This is a genomic window from Flavobacterium sp. IMCC34852, assembly GCF_030643905.1.
GTDB classification, from domain to species: Bacteria; Bacteroidota; Bacteroidia; order Flavobacteriales; family Flavobacteriaceae; genus Flavobacterium; species Flavobacterium rivulicola.
Window position 1 is genome coordinate 1,938,468 of the sequence record NZ_CP121446.1, and the last position, 22,807, is coordinate 1,961,274.

A 22,807-nucleotide genomic window follows, 5' to 3' on the forward strand; every position below is an offset into this window, starting at 1 on the left:
GAATTACAACATTTATTTTTGCATTTTGAAATAGTAGTCTGCTGAATGCTTACCGCTTCCATAAATAGTGTAAAAAACACTGAGTGCTAAGGTAACTGTGGCTACCAATAAATTCATCGCATTCATTTCGCCAATAAAATTGATTAAAACCGCACCCAACAGAATCGGTAATTGAGCAATCAAAGCCCAGCGGGTCAATAAACCAAAAATAATCATAATCCCGCCCATGATATGAGCCGAAGCAATGTAGTGGAAAGTCAACATGCCACCGAGAAAATTACTGGCGGGAGCAATTAAGTCTTCAAAATCTCTACTATTACTGATGAAATAAGCGCCTTTGTAAATCAAAAAAATACCAAGAAGAATTCTGAGCGCATCAAACCAAATTGTTGAATGGGCATTGGCCCATTTGTTCAAACCTTTTACTGAAGTATCCATAATAAGTAAGTTTAAAGTTTAGTCTAAGTTACTATTTATTAATTAGATACGGAAAAAAATCACGCTTTTTTTGATTGTATTAGCGTGTTAAGATGTAAAATTTATTGGCTAATATGTTGACTTGATTGATTTCTTTGACTTTTAAATCTGTAGAAGACCAATTGCTTTTTGGGTAAATTCTGATGGTTTTGCTCTCTAAAACAATGTCGACTGGCATTTCAAAGTCGGCCTCCACATTGGTCCAGCGCGCTTCTAGTTTTCCCTGATTTGTTTTTAATTCGAGTTTAGGGATAGTAGTTTTGAATAAATACTGATTGAAAATCGGAGTCAAATTCATACCACTTTCTTTATTAAAAAAGGCAATAACAGTTTCGTTATCAATAATTTTATGTCTGAAGGTATTCGAATAATCCAAAATCATTTTCCACCATTTGGCATCATCATTTACAACATGACGCAAAGTATTGAGCAACAAAGCACCTTTGGGGTACATATCTCCTGAACCTTCACTATTTACACCATAATCCCCAATAATTGGTCGGTCGTTTTGAACATTCATGCGCAATCCGTTGGCATATTGCATGGCTTTTTCGTAGCCTAAAGTACATTCAACATAAACAATTTCGGTGTATTGGGTAAAGCCTTCGTGTACCCACATATCGGCAATATCTTTGGTGGTGATGCTGTTGCCGAACCATTCATGACCACTTTCGTGAATGGTGATATAATCAAAAGTCAATCCTATTCCTGTCCCGGATAAATCCATACCGAGGTAACCTTTAAAATATTTATTGCCATAAGCTACAGCGCTCTGGTGTTCCATACCCAAATAAGAGGTTTCAACCAATTTATAACCATCATTTTTAAAAGGATATTCCCCGAATTTACTTTGGAAACAATCCATCATCGGTTTTACTTCTTCAAAATGTGCTTTGGCTTTGGATTCATTTTCTCGCAAAACATAATAATCTAAGTCTAAACCTTTGTAGTTATCATGCAAGTGAACATAATCGGCAATATTCACCGTAATATCATAAGTATTGATTGGATTTTTTACTTCCCAATCCCAACGGGTATAACCGTTTTTTAAATCTTCGGAGCCCAAAAATCTACCGTTGGAAACATTCATCAAACCATTGGGTACTGCAACTTTGATGCTTGCGCCTCTGTCCGGTTCGTCACTTTGAGAATCTTTTACCGGATACCACAAACTTGCTCCGGTACCTTGAACGGCCACGCCAATCCAATCTTTTCCGTTGGAATCTTGACTAAACACAAATCCGCCGTCCCAAGGCGCACGACGGGCAACAATAGGTTTTCCGGAATAATAAAATCTTATCGATTGTTCCGGCATGTCTTTTAGTAAAGGCGTTGGAAAATTGATAAAAACAGCATTAAACTCTCGCTCATAACTGAGTTTTCTTTTGTTAAAGATGATGCTGTCGACTTTCATATTTTCGAATAAATCGATTTGGATGGCCGTGGCATTTTCAACCGGTTTAAAAGTAATGTCATTGTAACCGATGATTGTTTTTGCTTTAGGGTCAATTTTGATATTCAAATCATAGCGCAAAACATCAAAACAAGTTCGCTCAGGACGTAAACCACCTTGTAATGTGTCTTTTCGGGTAAATGCTTTTTGAGCGGTTAAGTATTGAAACCCCAACAGTAATAACGAACAACCTAATAGTTTTTTCATACGGAAATGTTTGTCAATGAGTCTCAAAACTCACTATTTGTTACGAATTTAGAAATCAGCAGCCACAGTTATTGTAAGCGTTTCTTTTGAAATGGGATGACTAAAAGTAATACTTTCTGCATGCAAATGCAAACGATTGGCTTTTGTTCCGTATAAATCATCGCCAACTATTGGAGTGTTAAGTCCCAAATGATGAGCAGCATGTACTCTGAGTTGGTGTGTTCTGCCGGTAATCGGGTAGAAGTGGATGAGAGTTTGATTCTCTCTTCGCTCAATCACTTCCCAAAGGGTTTGAGCCGGTTTACCGTGTTCGTAACAAACTATTTGATTCGGCCGATTGTCTAAATCAACGCGCAAAGGCAAATCTAAAGTTCCGCTGTTTTCTTTTGGCAAACCATCAAGTAAAGCCACATAACGTTTTTTTACTTTTCGCTTAATAAATTGGGATTGCAGGTTTTTATGAACTTCACTGCTTTTGGCAATCAAAATCAAACCCGAAGTCGACATATCTAAGCGGTGCACAATTAATGGTCCGGTAGCATTTGGATAAAGATTTTTGACACGAGTGTAAACTGAGTCTGTGATTTGTTTTCCGGGAACGGATAAAAACTCGGCGGGTTTATTGAACACGGCTAAATACGCATCCTCGTAAACAACCTCAAGCATTTTGCCTTCCGCAGGATTCATTTGAAACGGATTGTCTTCCAATGGAATATCTTTGAGCATGTGTGTCAAAATGGGTTCGCATTTTCCCGTGCAGGCCGGATAAAACTGACCGTGTTTTCTAACTTCGGATTTGGGCGATTGTCCCCACCAAAACTCCGCCATAGCAATTGGTTTCAATTCATTTTGGAAAGCGTAATGCAGTAATTTGGGTGCTGCACATTCTCCGGCGCCGGCCGGTGGATTGCCATCAAATATTTCTCCCAAACTTTTCAATTCTCGGTACCGATTGAGGAAAGCATATTTTGCAAATAATTGTTGCTGGAGTTGCGCCGATTTTTGTTTGCGTTCTTCTTTGAGTTGGTTGATTTTTATGCTGAAGCTCTCAACCGATTGTGTTGCTGCTTTTAGTTGATGGTTCCAATATAAAGTCATTTTTTTGAGTAGGATACCTTCTTCTTGACTCTCTTTGTTGAGTTGTTCTACATCGGCTTCAGGATTGTTTTTACGGATTTCAGCACGGCGTTTTTTGCCGATTTTTATCTTTTCTTTTTGTTCCTGAATTTCTTTTTCGGCTTGCGACTTAGTTTCTTCTAATAGTTGAATTGAATTTAGATAAAGTGCTTCATTTTCAAGCTTTTCAATTTTTTTATTGTAATCATTTAAGATGACTTCTTCTTGCTTAAAAAAACTATTTTCTTCCAACATATCAAATACAGTCGGCACAAACAAAGTATGATGATTTCTATCCGCCAATTTTCCGGAGAAAGCCCACAGATAACCCAATTCACCTTCACTATTTTGCACGACTAAAACGCCAAACATTTTTCCGATAACTAAGCCATCTTGTTCTGTATCTAAACCAAAGTTGTGTTCAAAATCGGTTTGTGTTTCTAGATAATGTTGCAGTTCTTTTGCAGCGATTACGCTTAATTCATGAGGTTCGTAATAAAACGGAAAGGTGAATTTTTCGGGTAAAGGAATACCTGAAATGTTTTGTTGGAAAGCGATAAAATTAGAAGTTGACTTCATCGCAGCAAAGCTAAAAAGGAAATGTAAATTATTGGCTAATTAATGATTTTTATTCCTTCAACAAAAATTTCAAATTCTCTATGGTACGAATTTCAGATTTGTAAAATTGAAGCGCCGTTGGTATAACCTTGTCAGAAGTATCTCGAGGTGATTTTTTCACAATTCGGGCGGTTGTTCCGCTGAAATTCAAGGTATAATCTTGATTTAAGTCGGTTGGTTCTGTAGTGAATTTGATGATTTTATTTTCTACTTTCCAAGTTCCTTTACCTTTTTTATTAGTATCGTGATTGCCACGCATGTCAACTACTCGGTTAAAACTCGTAAAGACAAATGTTTGGTCGGGATTGAGTTGTATTTTATAGTCGAGAATATGACCGTCTTTGCCTTCAATTAAGAAGAAATAACTTCCGGAACAATCCTCGGTCTGAGCATTAATAGCAAAGCTTGTTATCAGTAAGAGAGTAAGGAAAAGTCGTTTCATTTTATAAATTTATTTAAACCTGTATCACACCCAAATTAAATTTCTTCTCAATAGGCGCATGATTTGCGGCTTCAATTCCCATAGAAATCCAAGTGCGTGTTTCCAACGGATCGACAATGGCATCCGTCCACAATCTTGCTGCGGCATAATAAGGAGAAACCTGCGCATCATAGCGCGCTTTGATTTTATCGAATAGTTCTTGCTCTGTTTTTTCGTCAACGGTTTCGCCTTTGGCTTTTAGGGAAGAAGCTTCAATTTGGGCCAATACTTTTGCGGCTTGCGTTCCACCCATAACCGCCAATTCCGCACTTGGCCAAGCGAAGATTAACCTTGGATCATAAGCCTTGCCACACATGGCGTAGTTTCCGGCACCGTAAGAGTTTCCGACTACCACAGTAAATTTGGGTACAACCGAATTGGAAACCGCATTGACCATTTTGGCTCCGTCTTTAATAATGCCGCCGTGTTCGCTTTTGGAACCGACCATAAATCCGGTTACGTCTTGCACGAAAACTAACGGAATTTTCTTTTGGTTGCAATTGGCAATAAAACGTGTAGCTTTATCGGCAGAGTCTGAGTAGATTACGCCGCCAAATTGAATTTCGCCTTTCTTGGTTTTAGAAACTGTTCTTTGATTGGCAACAATACCCACAGCCCAACCGTCAATTCTGGCGTAACAAGTGATGATGGATTTACCGTAATCGGGTTTGTACATGTCCATTTCGGAGTTGTCGACCAAACGTTTGATGATTTCCATCATGTCGTATTGTTCGGCTCTCGATTTGGGTAAAATACCGTAGATTTCTTTTTCGTCTAAAGCCGGTTTTTGAGGTTTTTCGCGGTTGAAACCAGCTTTATCATAATCGCCTATTTTACCTACTATACTTTTAATTCTATCTAAAGCGTCTTTATCGTCTTTGGCTTTATAATCGGTCACACCTGAGATTTCGCAGTGCGTTGTAGCGCCGCCAAGCGTTTCGTTATCGATGTTTTCGCCAATGGCGGCTTTTACCAAATAACTTCCGGCCAAGAAAATGCTTCCTGTTTTATCTACTATCATGGCTTCATCACTCATAATCGGAAGATAGGCACCACCGGCAACACAACTTCCCATAACGGCTGCAATTTGGGTAATGCCCATACTACTCATGATGGCATTGTTTCTGAAGATGCGTCCGAAATGTTCTTTGTCGGGGAAAATTTCGTCCTGCATCGGCAAATAAACGCCGGCTGAATCGACCAAATAAATAATCGGCAAACGATTTTCCATGGCGATTTCTTGTGCGCGTAAATTCTTTTTGGCCGTTATCGGAAACCAAGCACCGGCTTTTACGGTAGCATCATTGGCTACTACTATACATTGTTTGCCTTTGATATAACCCATTTTAACCACCACGCCACCGGAAGGACAACCTCCGTGTTCCGCATACATACCATCGCCTACAAAAGCACCGATTTCAATGCTGTTGGCTTTAGCGTCAAGCAAATAATTGATACGCTCGCGAGCCGTCATTTTACCTTCGGCATGTAATTTTTCGATGCGTTTTTCGCCACCGCCAACCCTTACTTTGGCGAAACGTTGTTTTAAATCGGTGAGTAAAAGTTTGTTGTGATCTTCGTTTTTATTGAAGTTGATGTCCATATAATGGTGTTTGTTTTATTCGGATGCTAAGCTACGAAAACGTTTTCAATAAGAGAAATCAGGGTAGAATTCGCAGCTGTTTTTTATGTTAACAAATTGTAAAATCCGATCGAAATAGTAATAGTATATTTAATATTCACTTAACATTAGAGTAATACATTTGCATCAAATTTTAACACTATGTCAATAAACAGTATTTTCCAGTTTTTAGTTCCAAAAGATAAAAAATTCTTTCCTCTTTTTGAACAAGCCTCTTCAAATTTAGTTTTATTAGCGGAAACCTTGCACGAAGCCGTAAATGCTCCAAAAACAGAACGTGAAGATTATTTCAGAAAAATCGAAGAGTTGGAAGCAACCATCGAAGAGATTACTCATAAAACACACTTGGAATTGAGTAGAAACTTTATCACTCCTTTTGATAGAGAAGACATCCACTCCTTAATTAAAGCGATTGATAATGTGGCAGATTATATGCACGGTGCGGCAAGTAGAATGCGTTTGTACCAAGTGGAAAAAATCACCAAGTCGATTCGTAAATTAACAGAGATTAATTTAGAAGCTTGTCAGTTGATTAATGTGGGTATCAAAGAATTGAAAGACATGAAAGACCACAAAGCGATAAAAGATACTTGTAAAAAAATCAATAAATTAGAAAGCAAAGCCGATTCAGTATTTGATAAAGCGGTAGCGGATATCTTTGAAAATGAGACTGATGTAAAAAACATCATCAAATACAAAGAAGTACTTTCTGCTTTGGAGTCAGCTTCAGACAAATGTAAAAGTGTTTCCAACGTAATGGAACAAATTTCAGTAAAACATTCATAAACAGTTATAATAAAAACCAACTTTTATGGATTTTACCTTATTATTAATTATCATCTTTCTTGCGTTAGTTTTTGACTACATCAATGGTTTTCATGATGCGGCCAACTCTATTGCAACGATTGTAGCGACTAAGGTTCTTACGCCTTTTCAGGCAGTACTTTGGGCAGCGCTTTTTAACTTCTTAGCCTATTGGGTTTTTGGATTTGGTGTTGCCGATACCGTAGCCAAAACGGCGCATACCAGCAGCATTGATTTAACGGTGATTTTGGCCGGAGTCATAGCGGCTATTATTTGGAACCTTATCACTTGGTGGAAAGGAATTCCATCTTCATCGTCACATACCTTAATTGGTGGATTCGCTGGAGCAGCTATTGCACATGGTTTCAGAGATGTTACCGATCCGGAACACGCTGGATTCAAAATTGTAAACTGGTTAAAAGATGCTAAAGAAGGAGAACTATTGCCTTCTGGAGTTGTTATCGTGATCTTGTTTATTGTTTTTGCTCCTTTGTTGGGAATGATTATTTCCTATTTCATTTCTCTATGGTTAATGTATTCTTCTAAAAAGAATGTTTGGCCAAAAGTTTTGACTGTGGTTTTAATGCTTTTAGTATTGTGGTTTTTATCCTCAGTAATGGTTTCTTATGAAGATATAAAGAAACCGCGTTTTGAAAGTCATTTTTGGAGTGTTATTACTGAGCCGGCTAATATTAAATGGTTTTTAGTAGCTGTGATTTTTTACAGTTTGGCGATATTCAACTTACTATTCAGTAGTTTCTCTACTGCCAAAGCCGAAAGAGTATTAAAGCGAATGCAGTTGTTGTCTTCAGCCGCTTTCAGTTTAGGCCACGGTGGAAACGACTCTCAAAAAGTAATGGGAATCATTGCAGCTGCAGTAGCAGTTTACATTAAATCTAATCCGAATATCGATATGTCTGCCGGTTGGTTAGACCTGAATGTGGTTTTACCTTCTGAAAAAGACGGTGTGAAAATTGACGGTGTAATGCCGGGTTGGATTCCATTAACTTGTTATACTGTTATCGCTTTAGGAACTTTAAGTGGTGGTTGGAAAATTGTAAAAACTATGGGTTCCAAAATTACTAAAGTAACCGCTTTTGAAGGCGTAGTTGCCGAATCAGCGGGTGCGTTAACTTTATTCTCTACAGAACACTTCAAAATTCCTGTATCGACTACACATACCATCACAGGTTCTATCATTGGAGTAGGAGTGACCAAAAGGGTTTCAGCCGTTCGTTGGGGTGTAACTGTAAAACTATTGTGGGCTTGGATTTTAACCATTCCGGTTTCTGCAGTTTTAGCGGCTTTGGTTTATTATTTATTAAAAATATTTATCTAAAAAATTTATATGCAAATAAGCCAACTGTAATGGTTGGCTTTTTTTATAACTAATCCTTATTTGTTATTAAATCATTTACTAAACATCAATTTATCATTAAGACTAAACAACAACACACACAACTAAACATGAAAAAAGTATTACTCATTGCTACTTTACTGGTATCAATATCAATCTCGGCTCAGGTTACTATTGAGCAGACCAAGCATGACAACGATATCAAACTATCGGCTTTGCCGTATTACAGTTTTGGTAAAGGAATCGGAATAACTTCTCCAGATAGTTTGTTCCAAATGAACATTCGCTTCAGAATGCAAAATCGCGTTTCTTATATAGAAAATGACGGTGAAAACGGAGCCTATGACGGACAAGTGCGTCGTTTGCGTTTGCGTTTTGACGGATATGTAGGTAACCCGAAATTCTTATACGCAGTGCAATTGTCTTTTGCTCCCGGAGATGTTGGAGAGATTAAAGACGGAGAAAATATTAACATCATTCGTGACGCAGTAATATTCTATCGCCCAAATAAACATTGGAATATCAGTTTCGGACAAACCAAATTACCCGGAAACCGACAACGTGTTAATTCATCCGGAGGTTTGCAATTAACCGACAGAACCATTAACAATGCCAGGTTTACTATTGATAGGGATTTTGGTTTTCAAGTCCATGACATGAACGAATTCAAAGACAAATTCTCTTATAATATAAAAACAGCACTTTCAAGTGGTGAAGGAAGAAACCAAACCGGTAAAGCCGATGATGGAATTGCGGTGACAGGAAAATTAGAGTTAATGCCTTTTGGTGCTTTTACCAAAGACGGGACTTATTTTGAAGGTGATGTAATCCGTGAAAAGAAACCAAAATTATTGTTATCCGGTGCTTTTCACCAAAACAATCATGCACAGCGTACGCAAGGACAATTGGGTAATGATTTATTCGAAAGAAGAACCATGAAATCTGTTTTATTAGATGCCATGTTCAAATACAACGGTTGGGCAGCCATGATGAGCTATATGTCGAGAACCACGAACGAAAATGCGTTAACTTTCAATCCCGATGATATTACCGAAAGCAATTATGTGTTTGTTGGTAACGGATTTGACTACCAAGCCAGTTATATCACTAAGTCTAATTATGAATTCATTGCCCGATATTCGACTCAGAATGTGGGTAAAGATATTGAAACCTTGACACCAAATACCCGTGAATATTCGCTTGGTTTGACCAAATACATTTGGGAACACACTTTCAAATTGCAGGCCGAGTTGAATTATGATACTTTGAAATATTTCGACGGCAGTTCTAAAAACAATTGGTACTTGCGCTTTCAAGTCGAAATCGGAATATAATACTAAAGTCTCTTCGGAGACTTTTTTTATTTAGTATGGTATTAACTTTTGTTTTACCATTTAATAGTTAATTTTAGGGCTAACTAATTTAATTACTATGAAACTAAAAACAATCATCATGGCGATAGTACTGTCATTGTCATTCAACAGTTTTGCCCAACTCACTGCCGTCGACTACAAAGACGGTGAACAAGTGTTAAGCGGCTTTGGCATTAAGCCAAAAAGTGAGTCAAAAGACAAACCCGGCGTATTGGTTTTACCGGCTTGGTTTGGAATTGATGCTCATTCTCAAGAAAGCGCAAGTAAATTAGCTGAACTGGGTTATTATTCCTTCGTTGCCGATATTTACGGAAAAGACAATCGTCCGAAAAACAGTGCCGAAGCCGGAAAAAATGCCGGTTATTACAAAAAAAATTATGCAGAATACCAAAAGCGAATCCAATTGGCTTTAGACCAATTAGTGAAAATGGGTGCCAATCCCGATAAAATCGTAGTTATGGGCTATTGCTTTGGCGGAACCGGAGCAATTGAAGCAGCGAGAGCCAATTTAAAAGTGCAAGGTGTAGTTTCTTTTCACGGAGGTTTAGGAAAGGACATTACCAGAGCGGTTGGAAAAATTAACCCAAAAGTTCTAGTGCTTCACGGTGCCGATGATCCTTTTGTACCCAAAGAAGAAGTGGATGCATTCCAATCAGAAATGAGAGCTTCCGGTGCCGATTGGCAAATGGTTTACTATGCCAATTCCGTGCACGCTTTTACCCATAAAGATGCCGGAAGTGATAACAGCAAAGGTGCAGCCTATAATGAATTGGCCGACAAACGTTCGTGGATTGCTCTTAAAGATTTTCTCAAAGAGGTTTTATAAATTATTGATTCCAGTTTAATAAAAAAGCCCAGAATAGTCATCTACTTTGGGCTTCATCATTTCTATAAAATACAAAAGTCGATCTGGAGCGATCGACAATTGCGGTGAGGTGTAACTTCCTTTACGGAATCCTCATGGCAAATATAAAGTATAATTACGAATTACGAATTATAAATTATGAATTATTTATCTCTTCGTAATTCGTAATTTCAAATTCATAATTATTTAGAGTCTCTCACCAATCTTTTCAAAATGGCCCATTGCTTCAAAGCATCGCGAGCGTCAATGGCAGGATAACCCAATACCGTTTTGCCTGCTTCAACATCTCCGGCTACACCTGAACCTGCGCCAATGATAGCACCGTCACCAATAGTCGTATGGTCTTTAATCGAAGCGCTTCCGCCAATGATTACGCCATTGCCTAAAGTTACTGATCCTGCCAAACCTGAATTTCCGGCCATGATACAGAATTTGCCCAATTTTGAGTTGTGACCTATTTGCACTAAATTGTCAATCTTACAGCCATCGCCTAAAACTGTGGAGCTGAATTTACCTCGGTCAACACAAGAGTTAGCCCCAATTTCAACGCCGTTTCCTAAAATTACGTTTCCAATTTGCGGAATTTTTACCAAACCTCTTTCCGGACAAGGTCTGAATCCGAATCCGTCTGCGCCAATGGTGCAATTGGGATGTAAAATACAATGACTTCCCACATGACAGCGCTCACGGATAACAGTTCCCGACCAAATGATGGTATTTTTCCCAATCGTACATTCGTCCAAAATAGTAACATTTGGATAAATCGTTGTGTTTTCGCCTATGACAACATTCGGACCAATATAACAGCCGGCGCCAATGCGAACGCCATTTCCAATAGAAACGGAGTCGTCAATAATTGCGGTTGGATGAATATCTACAGAAAATATGGGTGGAGCAGGAGCAAACATCTCCAATACTTGTGACATGGCTAAATCGGCATTTTTTACTTTGATAAATGCTCGATTGTCACCGGGTTCAATGCTGATGTCTTGGTTTACCACAGCAACACAAGCTTTGGAAGTAGCCCAAAGTTTTTCATATTTTTTGTTGCCTATAAAGGATATTTCAGTCTCCGAAGCGGATTCTAACTGCTCCGGAGCTGTAATTTTTTGAGCAGCATTACCGACGATTTCGCCCTGTAATACCTCATTAATTTCTTGAATTGAAAAAGAACGCATAGTGGTTTTGGTTGGTTATAGTTCTCAAATTACTGAAATTGTATTTGAAAATCCTAATAATCCAAAATCAAAAGGTCACTTATTCTTCTTCTTTTTGTCCCATCATCATTAAATAGGCTTTCAAAAACTCATCGATATTACCGTTCATGACACCATCAACATCGCTGGTTTCGTAACCGGAACGCACGTCTTTGACCAATTTATAAGGATGCATTACATAGTTCCGAATTTGTGAACCCCATTCGATTTTCATTTTTCCGGCTTCGATGTCGCTGCGTTGGGCTTGTTGTTTTTTTAGCTCAATTTCATACAATTGCGATTTCAACATTTGCATCGCTCGTTGGCGGTTGTCTTGTTGCGAACGCGTTTCCGAACATTGAATCTGGATTCCCGTTGGTTTGTGAAACAACTGTACTTTAGTTTCTACCTTATTTACGTTCTGTCCACCGGCGCCACTCGAACGAGAAGTGATAATTTCAATATCGGCCGGATTGATTTCAATTTCGATAGTATCATCCACCAAGGGATAAACATAAACTGAAGCAAAAGACGTATGGCGTTTGGCATTACTGTCAAAAGGCGATATTCTTACCAATCGATGCACGCCATTTTCACCTTTAAGGTACCCAAAAGCATAATCGCCTTCAATTTCTAAAGTCACCGTTTTGATTCCGGCTACATCGCCTTCTTGAAAGTTGAGTTCTTTGACTTTATACCCTTGGTTTTCTGCCCACATCAAATACATGCGCATCAACATCGATGCCCAATCACAACTTTCTGTTCCGCCGGCACCGGCCGTAATTTGCAATACAGCGCTCAAACTATCGCCTTCGTCAGAAAGCATGTTTTTGAATTCTAAATTCTCTATATGGGCATTGGTGATTTCGTATTGTTCGTCGAGTTCCGCTTCGGTGGCATCGCCGTCTTTGAAAAATTCGTATACCATTTGCAGTTCTTCCGCCATGGCATTGCCTTTCTCAAAATCTTCGACCCATTTTTTCTTAGAGCGCAAGTTTCTGACAATGATTTCGGCTTCCTTGGCGTTGTTCCAAAAGTCGGGCGCAAAGGTTTTCTCTTCCTCGTTGGTAATTTCTATAAGCTTGGCATCAATGTCAAAGATACCTCCTCAACGCACCAAGGCGTTCTACAATACCTTTTATTTGTTCGGTATTTGTCATAAATAATGTAGTTTTGTGGTTTACTATTGAACCCTAGCCCCGATAGTAGTGAAAATCCTTTTTTAAATATCAATTTAAAAAAGATTGTAGCGAATAGCGGGATTAGCTTCTAATAAATATAATGCGAAAGTAAGCTATCTTCATAAAATATGGAAATTAATTTAATCAGTGATACCGTAACCAAACCTTCTCCCGAAATGTTGCAAGCCATGTTCAACGCCAAAGTTGGTGATGATGTGTTTAAGCAAGACCCAACCGTTAACGCATTTGAAAAAATGGTGGCCGATTTGTTTGGGAAAGAAGCCGCGTTGTTTTTTCCTTCGGGAACGATGGCGAATCAAACGGCGATTAAATTAAATACCAATCCCGGAGACCAAATCATTTGCGATAAATGGTCGCACATTCACTTATACGAAGCCGGTGGTGCTTCCTTTAACAGTGGCGTAAATTTTAATTTGTTAGATGGCAATAGAGGAATGATAACTGCGGAACAAGTTAAAGCCGGAATTAATGATCCTGAGTTTTATCACGCACCATTGTCAAAAATGGTAGCTATTGAAAACACAACCAACAAAGGCGGCGGCGCTTGTTATGATTTAGAGGAATTGAAAAAAATCAAGCAAGTTTGTGTCGATAACAACTTAAAATACCATTTAGACGGTGCGCGTTTGTGGAATGCGATTGTGGAGAAGAAGCAGCATCCGAAGCAATTTGGGGAATTGTTCGACACCATTTCCGTTTGTTTTTCTAAAGGATTGGGTGCGCCGATTGGTTCAGTTTTGATTTCTGATGCTGAGACGATGCATAAGGCTTTGCGTATTCGAAAAATATTTGGCGGCAACATGCGCCAATCGGGTTATTTGGCGGCAGCCGGTATTTATGCTTTGCAAAACAACATCAACCGATTGACTGATGACCACCGAAGAGCTAAGGAACTCGGGCAAACTTTACAACAATTACCTTGGGTGGCGAAAGTAGAACCGGTAGAAACCAATATTATAGTGTTTTCCGTTCAGCCACACATTGACGACAAAGCGGTGATGGACAAGCTTAAACAAAAAGGCATTGTCATCAGTTTGCTTGGCAAAGGTGCTTTGCGCATGGTTACGCATTTAGATTACCGTCAAGTGATGCATGAATATGTTTTGGAAACATTAGGAAAGATTGAATTCTAAGCAAGCAAATGTTAATTTTTAAGTTTATAACTTTCTGTTGAAATCCAAATCGCCTTTGCAAGTATGGTTATTTTTGTAATTGATAAAATTACATCGATGCCCAAAACGACATTATTACCGCCAAAAGCTACTATAATTCCACACTCGTTGGAAAAACACGGACATGTTCGAACAGATAATTATTATTGGTTAAACCAAAGAGAAAATCCGGAAGTGATTGATTATCTCAATCAGGAAAACGAATATTACCGTCAATCGACTGCGCATACCAAAGAGTTCCAAAAAGATTTATTTGAAGAAATGAAAGTCCGAATCAAGGAAGATGACGAATCGGTTCCTTATTTCTATAATGGCTATTACTATATCACGCGTTTTGAAAAAGGCAAAGATTACCCCATTCATTCTCGTAAAAAAGGTAGTTTGGAAGCCCAGGAAGAGATTATGTTCGATTGTAACGAAATGGCCAAAGGACATGCTTATTTCAATTTGGCCGGATTGAGTGTGAGTGAAGACAATGTTTGGGTGAGTTTTGGTATTGATACGGTGTCGAGAAGACAATATACAATTCAAATAAAGAATTTAGTCACCGGGGAAATTCTTCCGGTAAAGATTGAAAATACTACCGGAGGTGCTACTTGGGCGAGTGATCACCAAACTTTATTTTATTCACGCAAAGACGAACAAACTTTGCGTCCGGATAAGATTTACAAACATAAAATCGGAACCAATCCTGATGAAGATGTGTTGGTTTTCTTTGAAAAAGATGAAACTTTTGATGTTTCGGTCTATAAATCGAAGTCGAAGAAATATATCATCATCAATTCTAACAGTACAATGACTACTGAATACCGCATGGCTTTATCGGCTACACCTGATGCGAAGTTTACTGTTTTTCAGAAAAGAACTCGTGGCTTGGAATACTCTATGTCGCATTTTGGAGACCATTTTTATGTGGTAACCAATAAAGATAAAGCAACCAATTTTAAGTTGATGAAAACACCTGAAAACGCTACATCAAAGGAAAATTGGGTAGATGTCATTCCGCACAGAGAAGAAGTATTATTGGAAGATATTGATATTTTCAAGGATTATTTAGTCGTTACTGAACGTTTCAATGGTTTGAACCAAATTCGAATTATGCCGTGGAATGGAGTAGGTGAATACTATTTGCCCTTTGACAGTGAAACTTATACAGCTTACACGACCACCAATCTCGATTTTGACACCGAGATTCTTCGTTACAGTTTTCAATCGTTAGCCACACCTTCTTCGGTCATTGATTTCAATATGAAGACCAAAGCCAAAACGGTTTTGAAAGAACAGGAAGTTTTAGGCGGTCAATTTGATAAAAACAATTACACAGAAGAAAGGCTATGGGCCACGGCCAAAGACGGAACGCAAGTCCCGATTTCTATGGTTTATCTCAAAGGGATTGAGAAAAACGGTAATAACCCAACGCTTTTGTATGCCTATGGTTCTTATGGTGTGACAATGGATTGCTATTTTTCTTCTGTCAGATTATCGCTTTTGGACAGGGGTTTTGTTTTTGCCATTGCACACATTCGCGGTGGTGAAGATTTAGGCCGACGCTGGTATGAAGACGGCAAGTTGTTAAAAAAGAAAAATACGTTTACGGATTTTATTGATTGTTCTCAATTTTTGATTGACAATAAGTATACCTCACCACAACATTTGTATGCCGAAGGTGGTTCGGCCGGTGGTTTATTAATGGGTGCAGTGGTAAACATGGCACCATCTTTGTACCATGGAGTCATCGCACAAGTGCCGTTTGTAGATGTGGTGACCACCATGTTAGATGATACCATTCCGCTAACAACGGGTGAATACGACGAATGGGGCAATCCTAATGTAAAGAAATATTATGATTATATGCTTTCTTATTCGCCTTATGATAATGTGACTGCACAAGATTATCCGAATATGTACGTATCTACGGGATTGCACGATTCACAGGTACAATATTGGGAACCGGCGAAATGGGTTGCCAAATTGAGGGTTTTAAAAACAGATAATAATCAGTTATATTTGGATACCAACATGGATACGGGTCATGGCGGAGCGTCGGGAAGGTTTGAAGCCATTAAAGAAATCGCTAAAGAATATAGTTTTTTGTTAGATTTAGAAGGAATAAAAAGATAGTTTAAAATATTTTATTAAATTTGCAACGTTTGGAAGTCTGTAAAAAAGGCTTCATAACTACGCCTTGACTAATTTATTTTATGAAAGAAGATATAAAAGCTCACGATAATGTACTAAGTTTAATAGGAAATACACCTCTTATTAAATTGAACAGAATCACAGAATCTTTACCCGGAAATTTTTATGCTAAGGTTGAAGCTTTCAACCCTGGTCATTCCACCAAAGACAGAATTGCGTTATATATTATTGAAGAAGCGGAAAAACAAGGTATTCTAACTCCCGGTGATACTATCATCGAGACTACCTCGGGGAATACCGGTTTTAGTTTGGCCATGGTTAGTATCATTAAAGGGTACAACTGTATCTTAGCCGTTAGTTCAAAATCTTCCAAAGATAAGATTGACATGTTGCGTAGTTTAGGCGCCAAAGTATATGTTTGTCCGGCACATGTTTCTGCCGATGACGAACGTTCTTACTACAACGTTGCCAAACGTTTGCATGAAGAAACCAAAGGTTCGGTATACATCAATCAGTATTTTAACCAATTGAATATTGATGCCCATTACAAGTCAACGGGTCCGGAAATTTGGGAACAAACTAATGGTAAAATTACTCATTTAGTTGCTTGTAGCGGAACCGGTGGTACCATTTCAGGAGCTGCTAAATATTTAAAAGAACAAAATCCGAATATCAGAATTTTAGGTGTTGATGCTTTTGGTTCGGTGTTGAAAAAATACCACGAAACTAAAGAGTTTGATGTTGAAGAAATTTACCCATACAGAATTGAAGGTTTAGGGAAAAATTTAATTCCAACTGCTACTGATTTTGATGCCATTGATCATTTCATGAAAGTGACCGATGAAGAGAGTGCGCATACTACTCGTGAAATTGCTAAAAAAGAAGGATTGTTTGTTGGTTATACTTCGGGTGCCGTTATGCAAGCCATTAAGCAATATGCCGAAGAAGGTGAATTTGATGAAAACAGCAATGTAATCGCCATTTTCCCGGATCACGGTTCTCGATACATGAGTAAAGTGTACAGTGATGATTGGATGAATGAGCAAGGATTCTTTGATAGTGTAAATGCCGAAGAAGCACAAAAAATTGAATTTATCAAGTAATTAGAATTACTTTAAGACATAGAAAACGCTGAGCTTTGCTTGGCGTTTTTTTTTGAACAGATTAAAGTCATCCGGTTATATTGAAATAGATTCGTCATTTTAGCCCCGATAGAAGCAAGCTACCATGTAGCGCGGATAGCGGGAGCATTAGTCAAAGAAACCCAAAATGTTCTGCTCCTAAAAACAAAAAACGCCAAGCAAATGCCTAGCGTTTCTATCTAATACCTAAATTTAATAGCTAATATTATTCTTGCATGGTGTGATATACGTTCATCACATCATCGTCTTCTTCAATTTTTTCTAATAGTTTTTCTACGTCGGCCACTTGATCTTCCGTCAGTTCTTTGGTAATCTGAGGAATTCTTTCAAATCCCGAGGACAAGATCTCCAAACCGCGGTTTTCCAATTCTTTTTGGATGGCACCGAAACTTTCAAACGGCGCGTACATTACGATTCCGTCTTCGTCATCGGCGAAAATTTCTTCTACACCAAAGTCAATCATTTCCAATTCTAGTTCTTCTACGTCTTGACCGGCTGCCGGGATGCGGAAATTGCAAGTGTGATCGAACATGAATTCTACCGAGCCTTGCGTTCCTAAAGTTCCGTTACATTTGTTGAAATAGCTGCGAATATTGGCTACTGTTCGGTTGTTGTTGTCGGTAGCAGTTTCGATTAAGATGGCAATTCCGTGCGGTGCATAACCTTCAAATAACACTTCTTTATAGTTGGCCGTATCTTTATCAGTTGCCTTCTTGATGGCGCGTTCTACGTTTTCTTTGGGCATGTTCGCTGCTTTGGCATTTTGCATTACAGCTCTCAAACGTGAGTTGGCTTCGGGGTTTGGCCCGCCTTCTTTTACCGCCATAACGATATCTTTTCCGATACGCGTAAATGCTTTGGCCATGGCTGCCCAACGCTTCATTTTTCTTCCTTTTCTAAATTCAAATGCTCTTCCCATTTCTGACAGAATGTTTTGTTTTTTATGATTGCAAAAATAAGGGTTTATTCGATTAATGCAAACAAAACCATCATTGTAAATGATGTTCCTTTACTTTGGTTATGGTTTGAAGTTTTTAACATCGTTTAGAATATTGAGCGCTTCCAAAATATGATAGTTTTGTTTGATATTTTTGATTCTTTCGATGTTGCAGCTTTTTAAATAGTCATCGTATTTTTGGTATTCATCATCGGTTGAATTTTGCTCCACAGCTATGGGATAAGTTCTTTCGTTGGTAGACTGGATTTCTTTCCAAAGTAAATTCATCTTAGCTACATCATCAAAAACGGCCGAAAACTGGAGTGGTATCGGAGGCAAGTCGTTTTCGTAAAGCGGATTTATTTTCGCATTGAGTATTTTAATATCTGAAGCTAATTTGTCATTGTCAATTCGGTATTGACTTAAATTGATGACATTGGTTTTTATGCGCTCGTTGGCCAAACGATTGTATTTGACCTTGATGCCGATTTCATCGTTTTTTAAAGCGGTTTTATTGCTGTCTTCCCGTGGCATTTGTTTGTCAAACAAAACCGGAATTTCTACATCAGGTATAATGCCGCTGTATTGGTTGCTTTTTCCGGTAACGCGGTAAAATTTTTCTAAAGTCAGTTTTAAAAACTCATCGTTTTCACTGTTTAACGGAAATATTCGCTGCATAGAAGCTTTGCCCAAAGACCGGTTTCCAATAATTAAGGCGCGACTGTAATCTTGCATGGCATTGGCAAAAAATTCACTGGCCGAAGCTGAAAAACCATTGATCATTACAATCATCGGACCATTATAAATAGTACCGCGATTCATGTCTTTGAGAATTTCTTTTTTGTTTTTATTGTTGTTCATTACAGCCAACGGTCCGGCATCGATAAATAAACCCGAAAGGCGAATGGCTTCTTCCATAGAACCGCCGCCGTTGTTTTCTATATCAATAATTAATCCGTCGATTCGGTCTTGTTGCAGTTTGTAAATTTCTTTGGCTACATCACCGCTGACACTCGATTTTCCATTCTCAAAAGTGGCATAGAAACTTGGAATTCGAATATAACCAAATGTGCTGTTTTCTTTTTTTAATTTAAAGCTGTATACATTATTCTGATAATCTTTCATTACCTTTTTGTTCAGTTGAACGCTGAAGGTTTCACCGCTTTTTTTTCTGAAGGTGAAATCGGCAGTTTTGTATTCGTTTGAAGTAATGATTTCATCAATTTTTTTCATCGAAGAGCAGGCAATTTCATATTCTTCGTTTTTGTATTTGACTTTTAATACGGTATCGCCTTTGCTGATTTTTTCGGTAAAGTAGGCCGAACTTCCCGGAATAATATCGTCTACAGTCATTTCGTCATTCTCATTGGTAGAAAGGTAGAGCCCAAAAGTAAGGTTGTCGGAACTCACCGTGGAGTAAAAGGACGACTTTTCGCTTTGGGAAAAATATTCGGTATGCGGATCAAAATAAGAGCAAAAAACGGTAAAGAAAACCGAATTGAACTCGGCTTTACTCATCTCGTAACTGTGAATTTTGCATTCGCTTTTTTCAAAAACCTTAGTTTTACTAGCTGCGGCCAATTTTTCAAAATTAGCGGTAAGCGAATCTTTATTGGTGCTCAATTCGGCCACATCCCGAAGTATATTATAGAGTAACCTTTTTTTGTATAAATGTTTTAACTCTTTTTCTTCTTTAGCATAAGGAAAAGCCTCTTTGGAGAATTGTACTTTTTCGGCACTGTTTAACGGGAAAGGTTCCTTTTTGATAGCCGCCAATAGTACTTTGTATCTTGTGATGGTTTTGGAGTAAGCTGTATAAAAATCGTCTAAAAAGCTGCAATTATTTTCCTTGAGATAATCATCGATTTTGCGTTCGTGCTTTTGAAGCGCTTTGATTTCGGGCTCAATAAACAAGCGATTTTCTTCGTCTAATTGACTGAGGAATGTTTTAAAAACATAAACCGATAAACTATCGTCTACCGGTTTAGGTTTATAGTGGTTTTCCTGAATAAGCAAGTTGATTTTTGATAAAGTTTCACAAGGATTCTTTTCGGTTTGTCCAAAAAGAAGGAAAGGGAATAAACTCGCTGCTACAAGAAATTTGGTCACATTTATGGTTTTTTATAAAAGGGTAATTTAACCACTTTTGCTTTTACTTTATTGTTTCTGATTTGGATGTAGATGTCGCTGTCAACCGCTGAAAACTCAGTTTTAACATAACCCATTCCGATTCCTTTCCCCAAAGATGGTGCCATAGTTCCCGAAGTTACAATTCCGATATTATTACCTTCAGCATCAACAATTTCGTAATCATGACGCGGAATGCCTCTTTCTACTAATTCGAAACCAATTAGTTTGCGGCTAACACCGGCTTCTTTTTGTTTTAAAAGATTCTCCGAATTGGTGAAGGTTTTGTTGAATTTGGTAATCCAACCCAAACCGGCTTCTAATGGAGAAGTAGTATCATTGATGTCATTTCCATACAAGCAGAATCCCATTTCTAAACGCAAGGTATCGCGTGCTGCTAAGCCAATTGGTTTAATGCCAAAAGCAGCGCCGGCTTCGAATACTTTGTTCCAAACTTGTTCAACGTCTGAATTTTTACAGTAAATCTCAAATCCGCCAGAACCGGTATAACCTGTGGCAGAAATAATGACATGTTCAATCCCGGCAAACGGGCCGACTTCAAAATGGTAATATTTAATAGCCGATAAATCCACTGAAGTTAGCGATTGCATGGCTTCTACGGCTTTTGGTCCTTGGATGGCCAACAAAGAATAGTCTTCAGAAATATTTTTCATGTCGACACCTAAGTCATTGTGCGAAGCAATCCAATTCCAGTCTTTTTCAATATTAGAAGCGTTTACTACCAATAAATATTGGTCTTCTTTCATACGGTAAACGATTAAATCGTCTACAATTCCACCATCGTTATTAGGTAAACACGAATATTGTGCACGCCCGATTTCTAATACCGAAGCGTCATTAGATGTTACTTTTTGAATCAGTGCCAAAGCATTCTCTCCCGTAAGCAAAAATTCTCCCATATGTGACACGTCAAAAACGCCCACGCCATTTCTTACGGTTTCATGTTCGGCATTCACACCTTCATATTGAACCGGCATGTTGTATCCGGCAAACGGTACCATTTTGGCTCCTAAACTTTCATGAACGTGTGTTAAAGCTGTGTTTTTCATTATCAATTAAATTGTGTTGTTGTTGTTTGTTTTAAATTTTGATATTGTAATTGTCATTAAAAATTATTTTCTAACAAATGGCGGTAAAAGTTTGGTGGCTACTTCTCCGAACCCGATACGAATAGAACTGTTTTTGCAGTATCCTTTCATAATTACCGTATCGTTATCGTTGATAAATTTGCGTTCCGAACCATCATTCATGGTAATTGGATTTTTTCCGCCCCAAGTCAATTCCAGCATAGAGCCAAAGCTATCCGGTGTCGGTCCCGAAATGGTTCCTGAACCCATCATATCACCCGAATTTACGCGACAACCGTTTGAAGTATGATGTGCCAATTGTTGTGACATGGACCAATACATGTACTTAAAGTTTGATTTTGAAACTAAAGTCGGTTCCACATTTTCAGGTTCTATATAGACTTCTAAATTGATGTCGAAAGCATTTTTCCCTTTTTGTTGTAAATAGGGAAGCGGCATAGGTTCTTGGTTAGGTCCTTTGCAACGGAAAGGTTCCAAAGCATCCATAGTAACAATCCAAGGAGAAATTGACGAAGCAAAGTTTTTGGCTAAGAAAGGCCCGAGTGGCACATATTCCCATTTTTGGATATCACGTGCGCTCCAATCATTGAGTAAAACCATACCGAAAATATAATCTTCAGCTTCTGTTACCGGAATGTTTTCGCCCATGATATTGGCATCGGTAGTAATGAAAGCGGTTTCTAATTCGAAATCGACTGAGCGTGACGGACCAAAAACAGGGGTAGTTTCACCATTGGGTAGGGTTTGACCCATTGGTCGGTGAACCGGAATTCCCGATGGAATAATGGTAGAACTTCTTCCGTGGTATCCAACCGGTATGTGTAGCCAGTTTGGCAACAAGGCATTCGCCGGGTCGCGGAACATTTTACCTACATTAGTGGCGTGTTCTTTACTCGAATAAAAATCAGTATAATCACCAATCAATACCGGAAGTTGCATTTCTACTTCTTCCATTTTAAAAATCACTATTTCTCGGTGCTCCGGATTATCTCTTAGTTTTGGGTTATTGCTGTCAAAAATATCTCCAATACGGTTTCTGACTAAGCGCCATGTTTTTTTTCCGTCCGAAATAAAATCATTTAGCGTGTCTTGCATGAACATATCGTCAGTCAAATCAATTCCTTCAAAATAATTTAACTGTTGCAAGGCACCTAAATCGATAGCATAATCGCCAATTCTTGTGCCGATAGTAATTACGTCTTCCTTAGTCAGAAATACACCAAAAGGGATATTCTGAATGGGGAAGTCACTGTCGGTCGGCACATTAAGCCATGATTTTCGGTTGGGATTGTTAGTTGTATTGGGCATCATTGTGTTGATTTAGTTGTTGAAAATTTAGCAATCAAATATATCATTAACTATTAATTTAACAAACGATTTTCGTAATTTT

18 protein-coding genes are annotated in these 22,807 nt (G+C 38.4%); 7 read left to right on the forward strand and 11 right to left on the reverse strand.

All coding sequences use genetic code 11. The annotated features are described in order from the left end of the window. Window positions 1–12 precede the first annotated feature (12 nt). From P7V56_RS08415 to P7V56_RS08435, 5 genes are all read right to left on the reverse strand, one after another. Window positions 13–438 (reverse strand): DoxX family protein, encoded by a 426-nt coding sequence (locus P7V56_RS08415; protein WP_171223212.1) that lies wholly within the window; start codon window positions 436–438, stop codon window positions 13–15. Window positions 439–517: 79 nt separating this feature from the next. Next, entirely contained in the window at window positions 518–2,137 is a 1,620-nt protein-coding gene (locus P7V56_RS08420) for a M1 family metallopeptidase (protein WP_171223213.1), read from the reverse strand. A 48-nt stretch (window positions 2,138–2,185) separates the two neighbouring features. Continuing rightward, entirely contained in the window at window positions 2,186–3,832 is a 1,647-nt protein-coding gene (locus P7V56_RS08425; RefSeq protein WP_171223214.1) for an RluA family pseudouridine synthase, read from the reverse strand. Between the two features lie 49 nt (window positions 3,833–3,881). Further along, on the reverse strand, window positions 3,882–4,313 hold the full coding sequence (locus tag P7V56_RS08430) for a hypothetical protein (RefSeq protein ID WP_171223215.1): 432 nt from the start codon (window positions 4,311–4,313) through the stop codon (window positions 3,882–3,884). A 13-nt stretch (window positions 4,314–4,326) separates the two neighbouring features. Next, on the reverse strand, window positions 4,327–5,955 hold the full coding sequence (locus P7V56_RS08435; protein ID WP_171223216.1) for an acyl-CoA carboxylase subunit beta: 1,629 nt from the start codon (window positions 5,953–5,955) through the stop codon (window positions 4,327–4,329). A gap of 180 nt (window positions 5,956–6,135) precedes the next feature. Between P7V56_RS08435 and P7V56_RS08440 the strand changes: the two genes are divergently transcribed. From P7V56_RS08440 to P7V56_RS08455, 4 genes are all read left to right on the forward strand, one after another. Then, complete coding sequence (locus P7V56_RS08440; RefSeq protein ID WP_171223217.1) at window positions 6,136–6,780, forward strand: DUF47 domain-containing protein; 645 nt, start codon at window positions 6,136–6,138, stop codon at window positions 6,778–6,780. Window positions 6,781–6,805: 25 nt separating this feature from the next. After that, window positions 6,806–8,137 carry an inorganic phosphate transporter gene (locus tag P7V56_RS08445; RefSeq protein WP_171223218.1) on the forward strand — a complete coding sequence of 444 codons (1,332 nt, stop codon included), beginning with the start codon at window positions 6,806–6,808 and terminating at the stop codon, window positions 8,135–8,137. A gap of 128 nt (window positions 8,138–8,265) precedes the next feature. Further along, window positions 8,266–9,489, forward strand: coding sequence for a porin (locus P7V56_RS08450; protein WP_171223219.1), 1,224 nt, complete (start codon window positions 8,266–8,268; stop codon window positions 9,487–9,489). Window positions 9,490–9,586: 97 nt separating this feature from the next. After that, entirely contained in the window at window positions 9,587–10,354 is a 768-nt protein-coding gene (locus P7V56_RS08455) for a dienelactone hydrolase family protein (protein WP_171223220.1), read from the forward strand. 221 nt (window positions 10,355–10,575) lie between these two features. Here the strand turns inward: P7V56_RS08455 and lpxD are convergent, their stop codons facing one another. Together lpxD and prfB are read right to left on the reverse strand one after the other, a co-directional pair. After that, on the reverse strand, window positions 10,576–11,571 hold the full coding sequence (gene lpxD / locus P7V56_RS08460; RefSeq protein ID WP_171223221.1) for a UDP-3-O-(3-hydroxymyristoyl)glucosamine N-acyltransferase: 996 nt from the start codon (window positions 11,569–11,571) through the stop codon (window positions 10,576–10,578). 79 nt (window positions 11,572–11,650) lie between these two features. Further along, window positions 11,651–12,749, reverse strand: a protein-coding gene (prfB, locus tag P7V56_RS08465; RefSeq protein ID WP_171223222.1) for a peptide chain release factor 2 whose coding sequence is annotated in 2 segments (ribosomal slippage) — window positions 11,651–12,685 and window positions 12,687–12,749 — 1,098 coding nt in all. Because the reading frame shifts where the segments join, the coding sequence is not laid out codon by codon here. A 149-nt stretch (window positions 12,750–12,898) separates the two neighbouring features. Between prfB and P7V56_RS08470 the strand changes: the two genes are divergently transcribed. The 3 genes from P7V56_RS08470 (at window position 12,899) to capA (ending at window position 17,205) form a co-directional block, all read left to right on the forward strand. Beyond that, window positions 12,899–13,924, forward strand: coding sequence for a threonine aldolase family protein (locus tag P7V56_RS08470; RefSeq protein WP_171223223.1), 1,026 nt, complete (start codon window positions 12,899–12,901; stop codon window positions 13,922–13,924). 63 nt (window positions 13,925–13,987) lie between these two features. Further along, the gene (locus tag P7V56_RS08475) at window positions 13,988–16,084 is read left to right on the forward strand and encodes a S9 family peptidase (RefSeq protein WP_171223224.1); all 2,097 of its coding nucleotides are present in this window, start codon (window positions 13,988–13,990) and stop codon (window positions 16,082–16,084) included. 80 nt (window positions 16,085–16,164) lie between these two features. After that, window positions 16,165–17,205: a cysteate synthase gene (capA, locus tag P7V56_RS08480; RefSeq protein WP_171223225.1), complete on the forward strand. Its 1,041-nt coding sequence runs from the start codon at window positions 16,165–16,167 to the stop codon at window positions 17,203–17,205. A gap of 244 nt (window positions 17,206–17,449) precedes the next feature. Here capA and P7V56_RS08485 read toward each other — a convergent pair whose 3' ends face one another. From P7V56_RS08485 to fahA, 4 genes are all read right to left on the reverse strand, one after another. Then, window positions 17,450–18,163 (reverse strand): YebC/PmpR family DNA-binding transcriptional regulator, encoded by a 714-nt coding sequence (locus P7V56_RS08485; protein WP_171223226.1) that lies wholly within the window; start codon window positions 18,161–18,163, stop codon window positions 17,450–17,452. A 99-nt stretch (window positions 18,164–18,262) separates the two neighbouring features. Beyond that, the gene (locus P7V56_RS08490) at window positions 18,263–20,290 is read right to left on the reverse strand and encodes a S41 family peptidase (RefSeq protein WP_171223227.1); all 2,028 of its coding nucleotides are present in this window, start codon (window positions 20,288–20,290) and stop codon (window positions 18,263–18,265) included. Window positions 20,291–20,292: 2 nt separating this feature from the next. Further along, complete coding sequence (gene gcvT, locus P7V56_RS08495; protein WP_171223228.1) at window positions 20,293–21,378, reverse strand: glycine cleavage system aminomethyltransferase GcvT; 1,086 nt, start codon at window positions 21,376–21,378, stop codon at window positions 20,293–20,295. Between the two features lie 63 nt (window positions 21,379–21,441). Further along, complete coding sequence (gene fahA / locus P7V56_RS08500) at window positions 21,442–22,725, reverse strand: fumarylacetoacetase (RefSeq protein ID WP_171223325.1); 1,284 nt, start codon at window positions 22,723–22,725, stop codon at window positions 21,442–21,444. Between the last annotated feature and the right edge of the window lie 82 nt (window positions 22,726–22,807).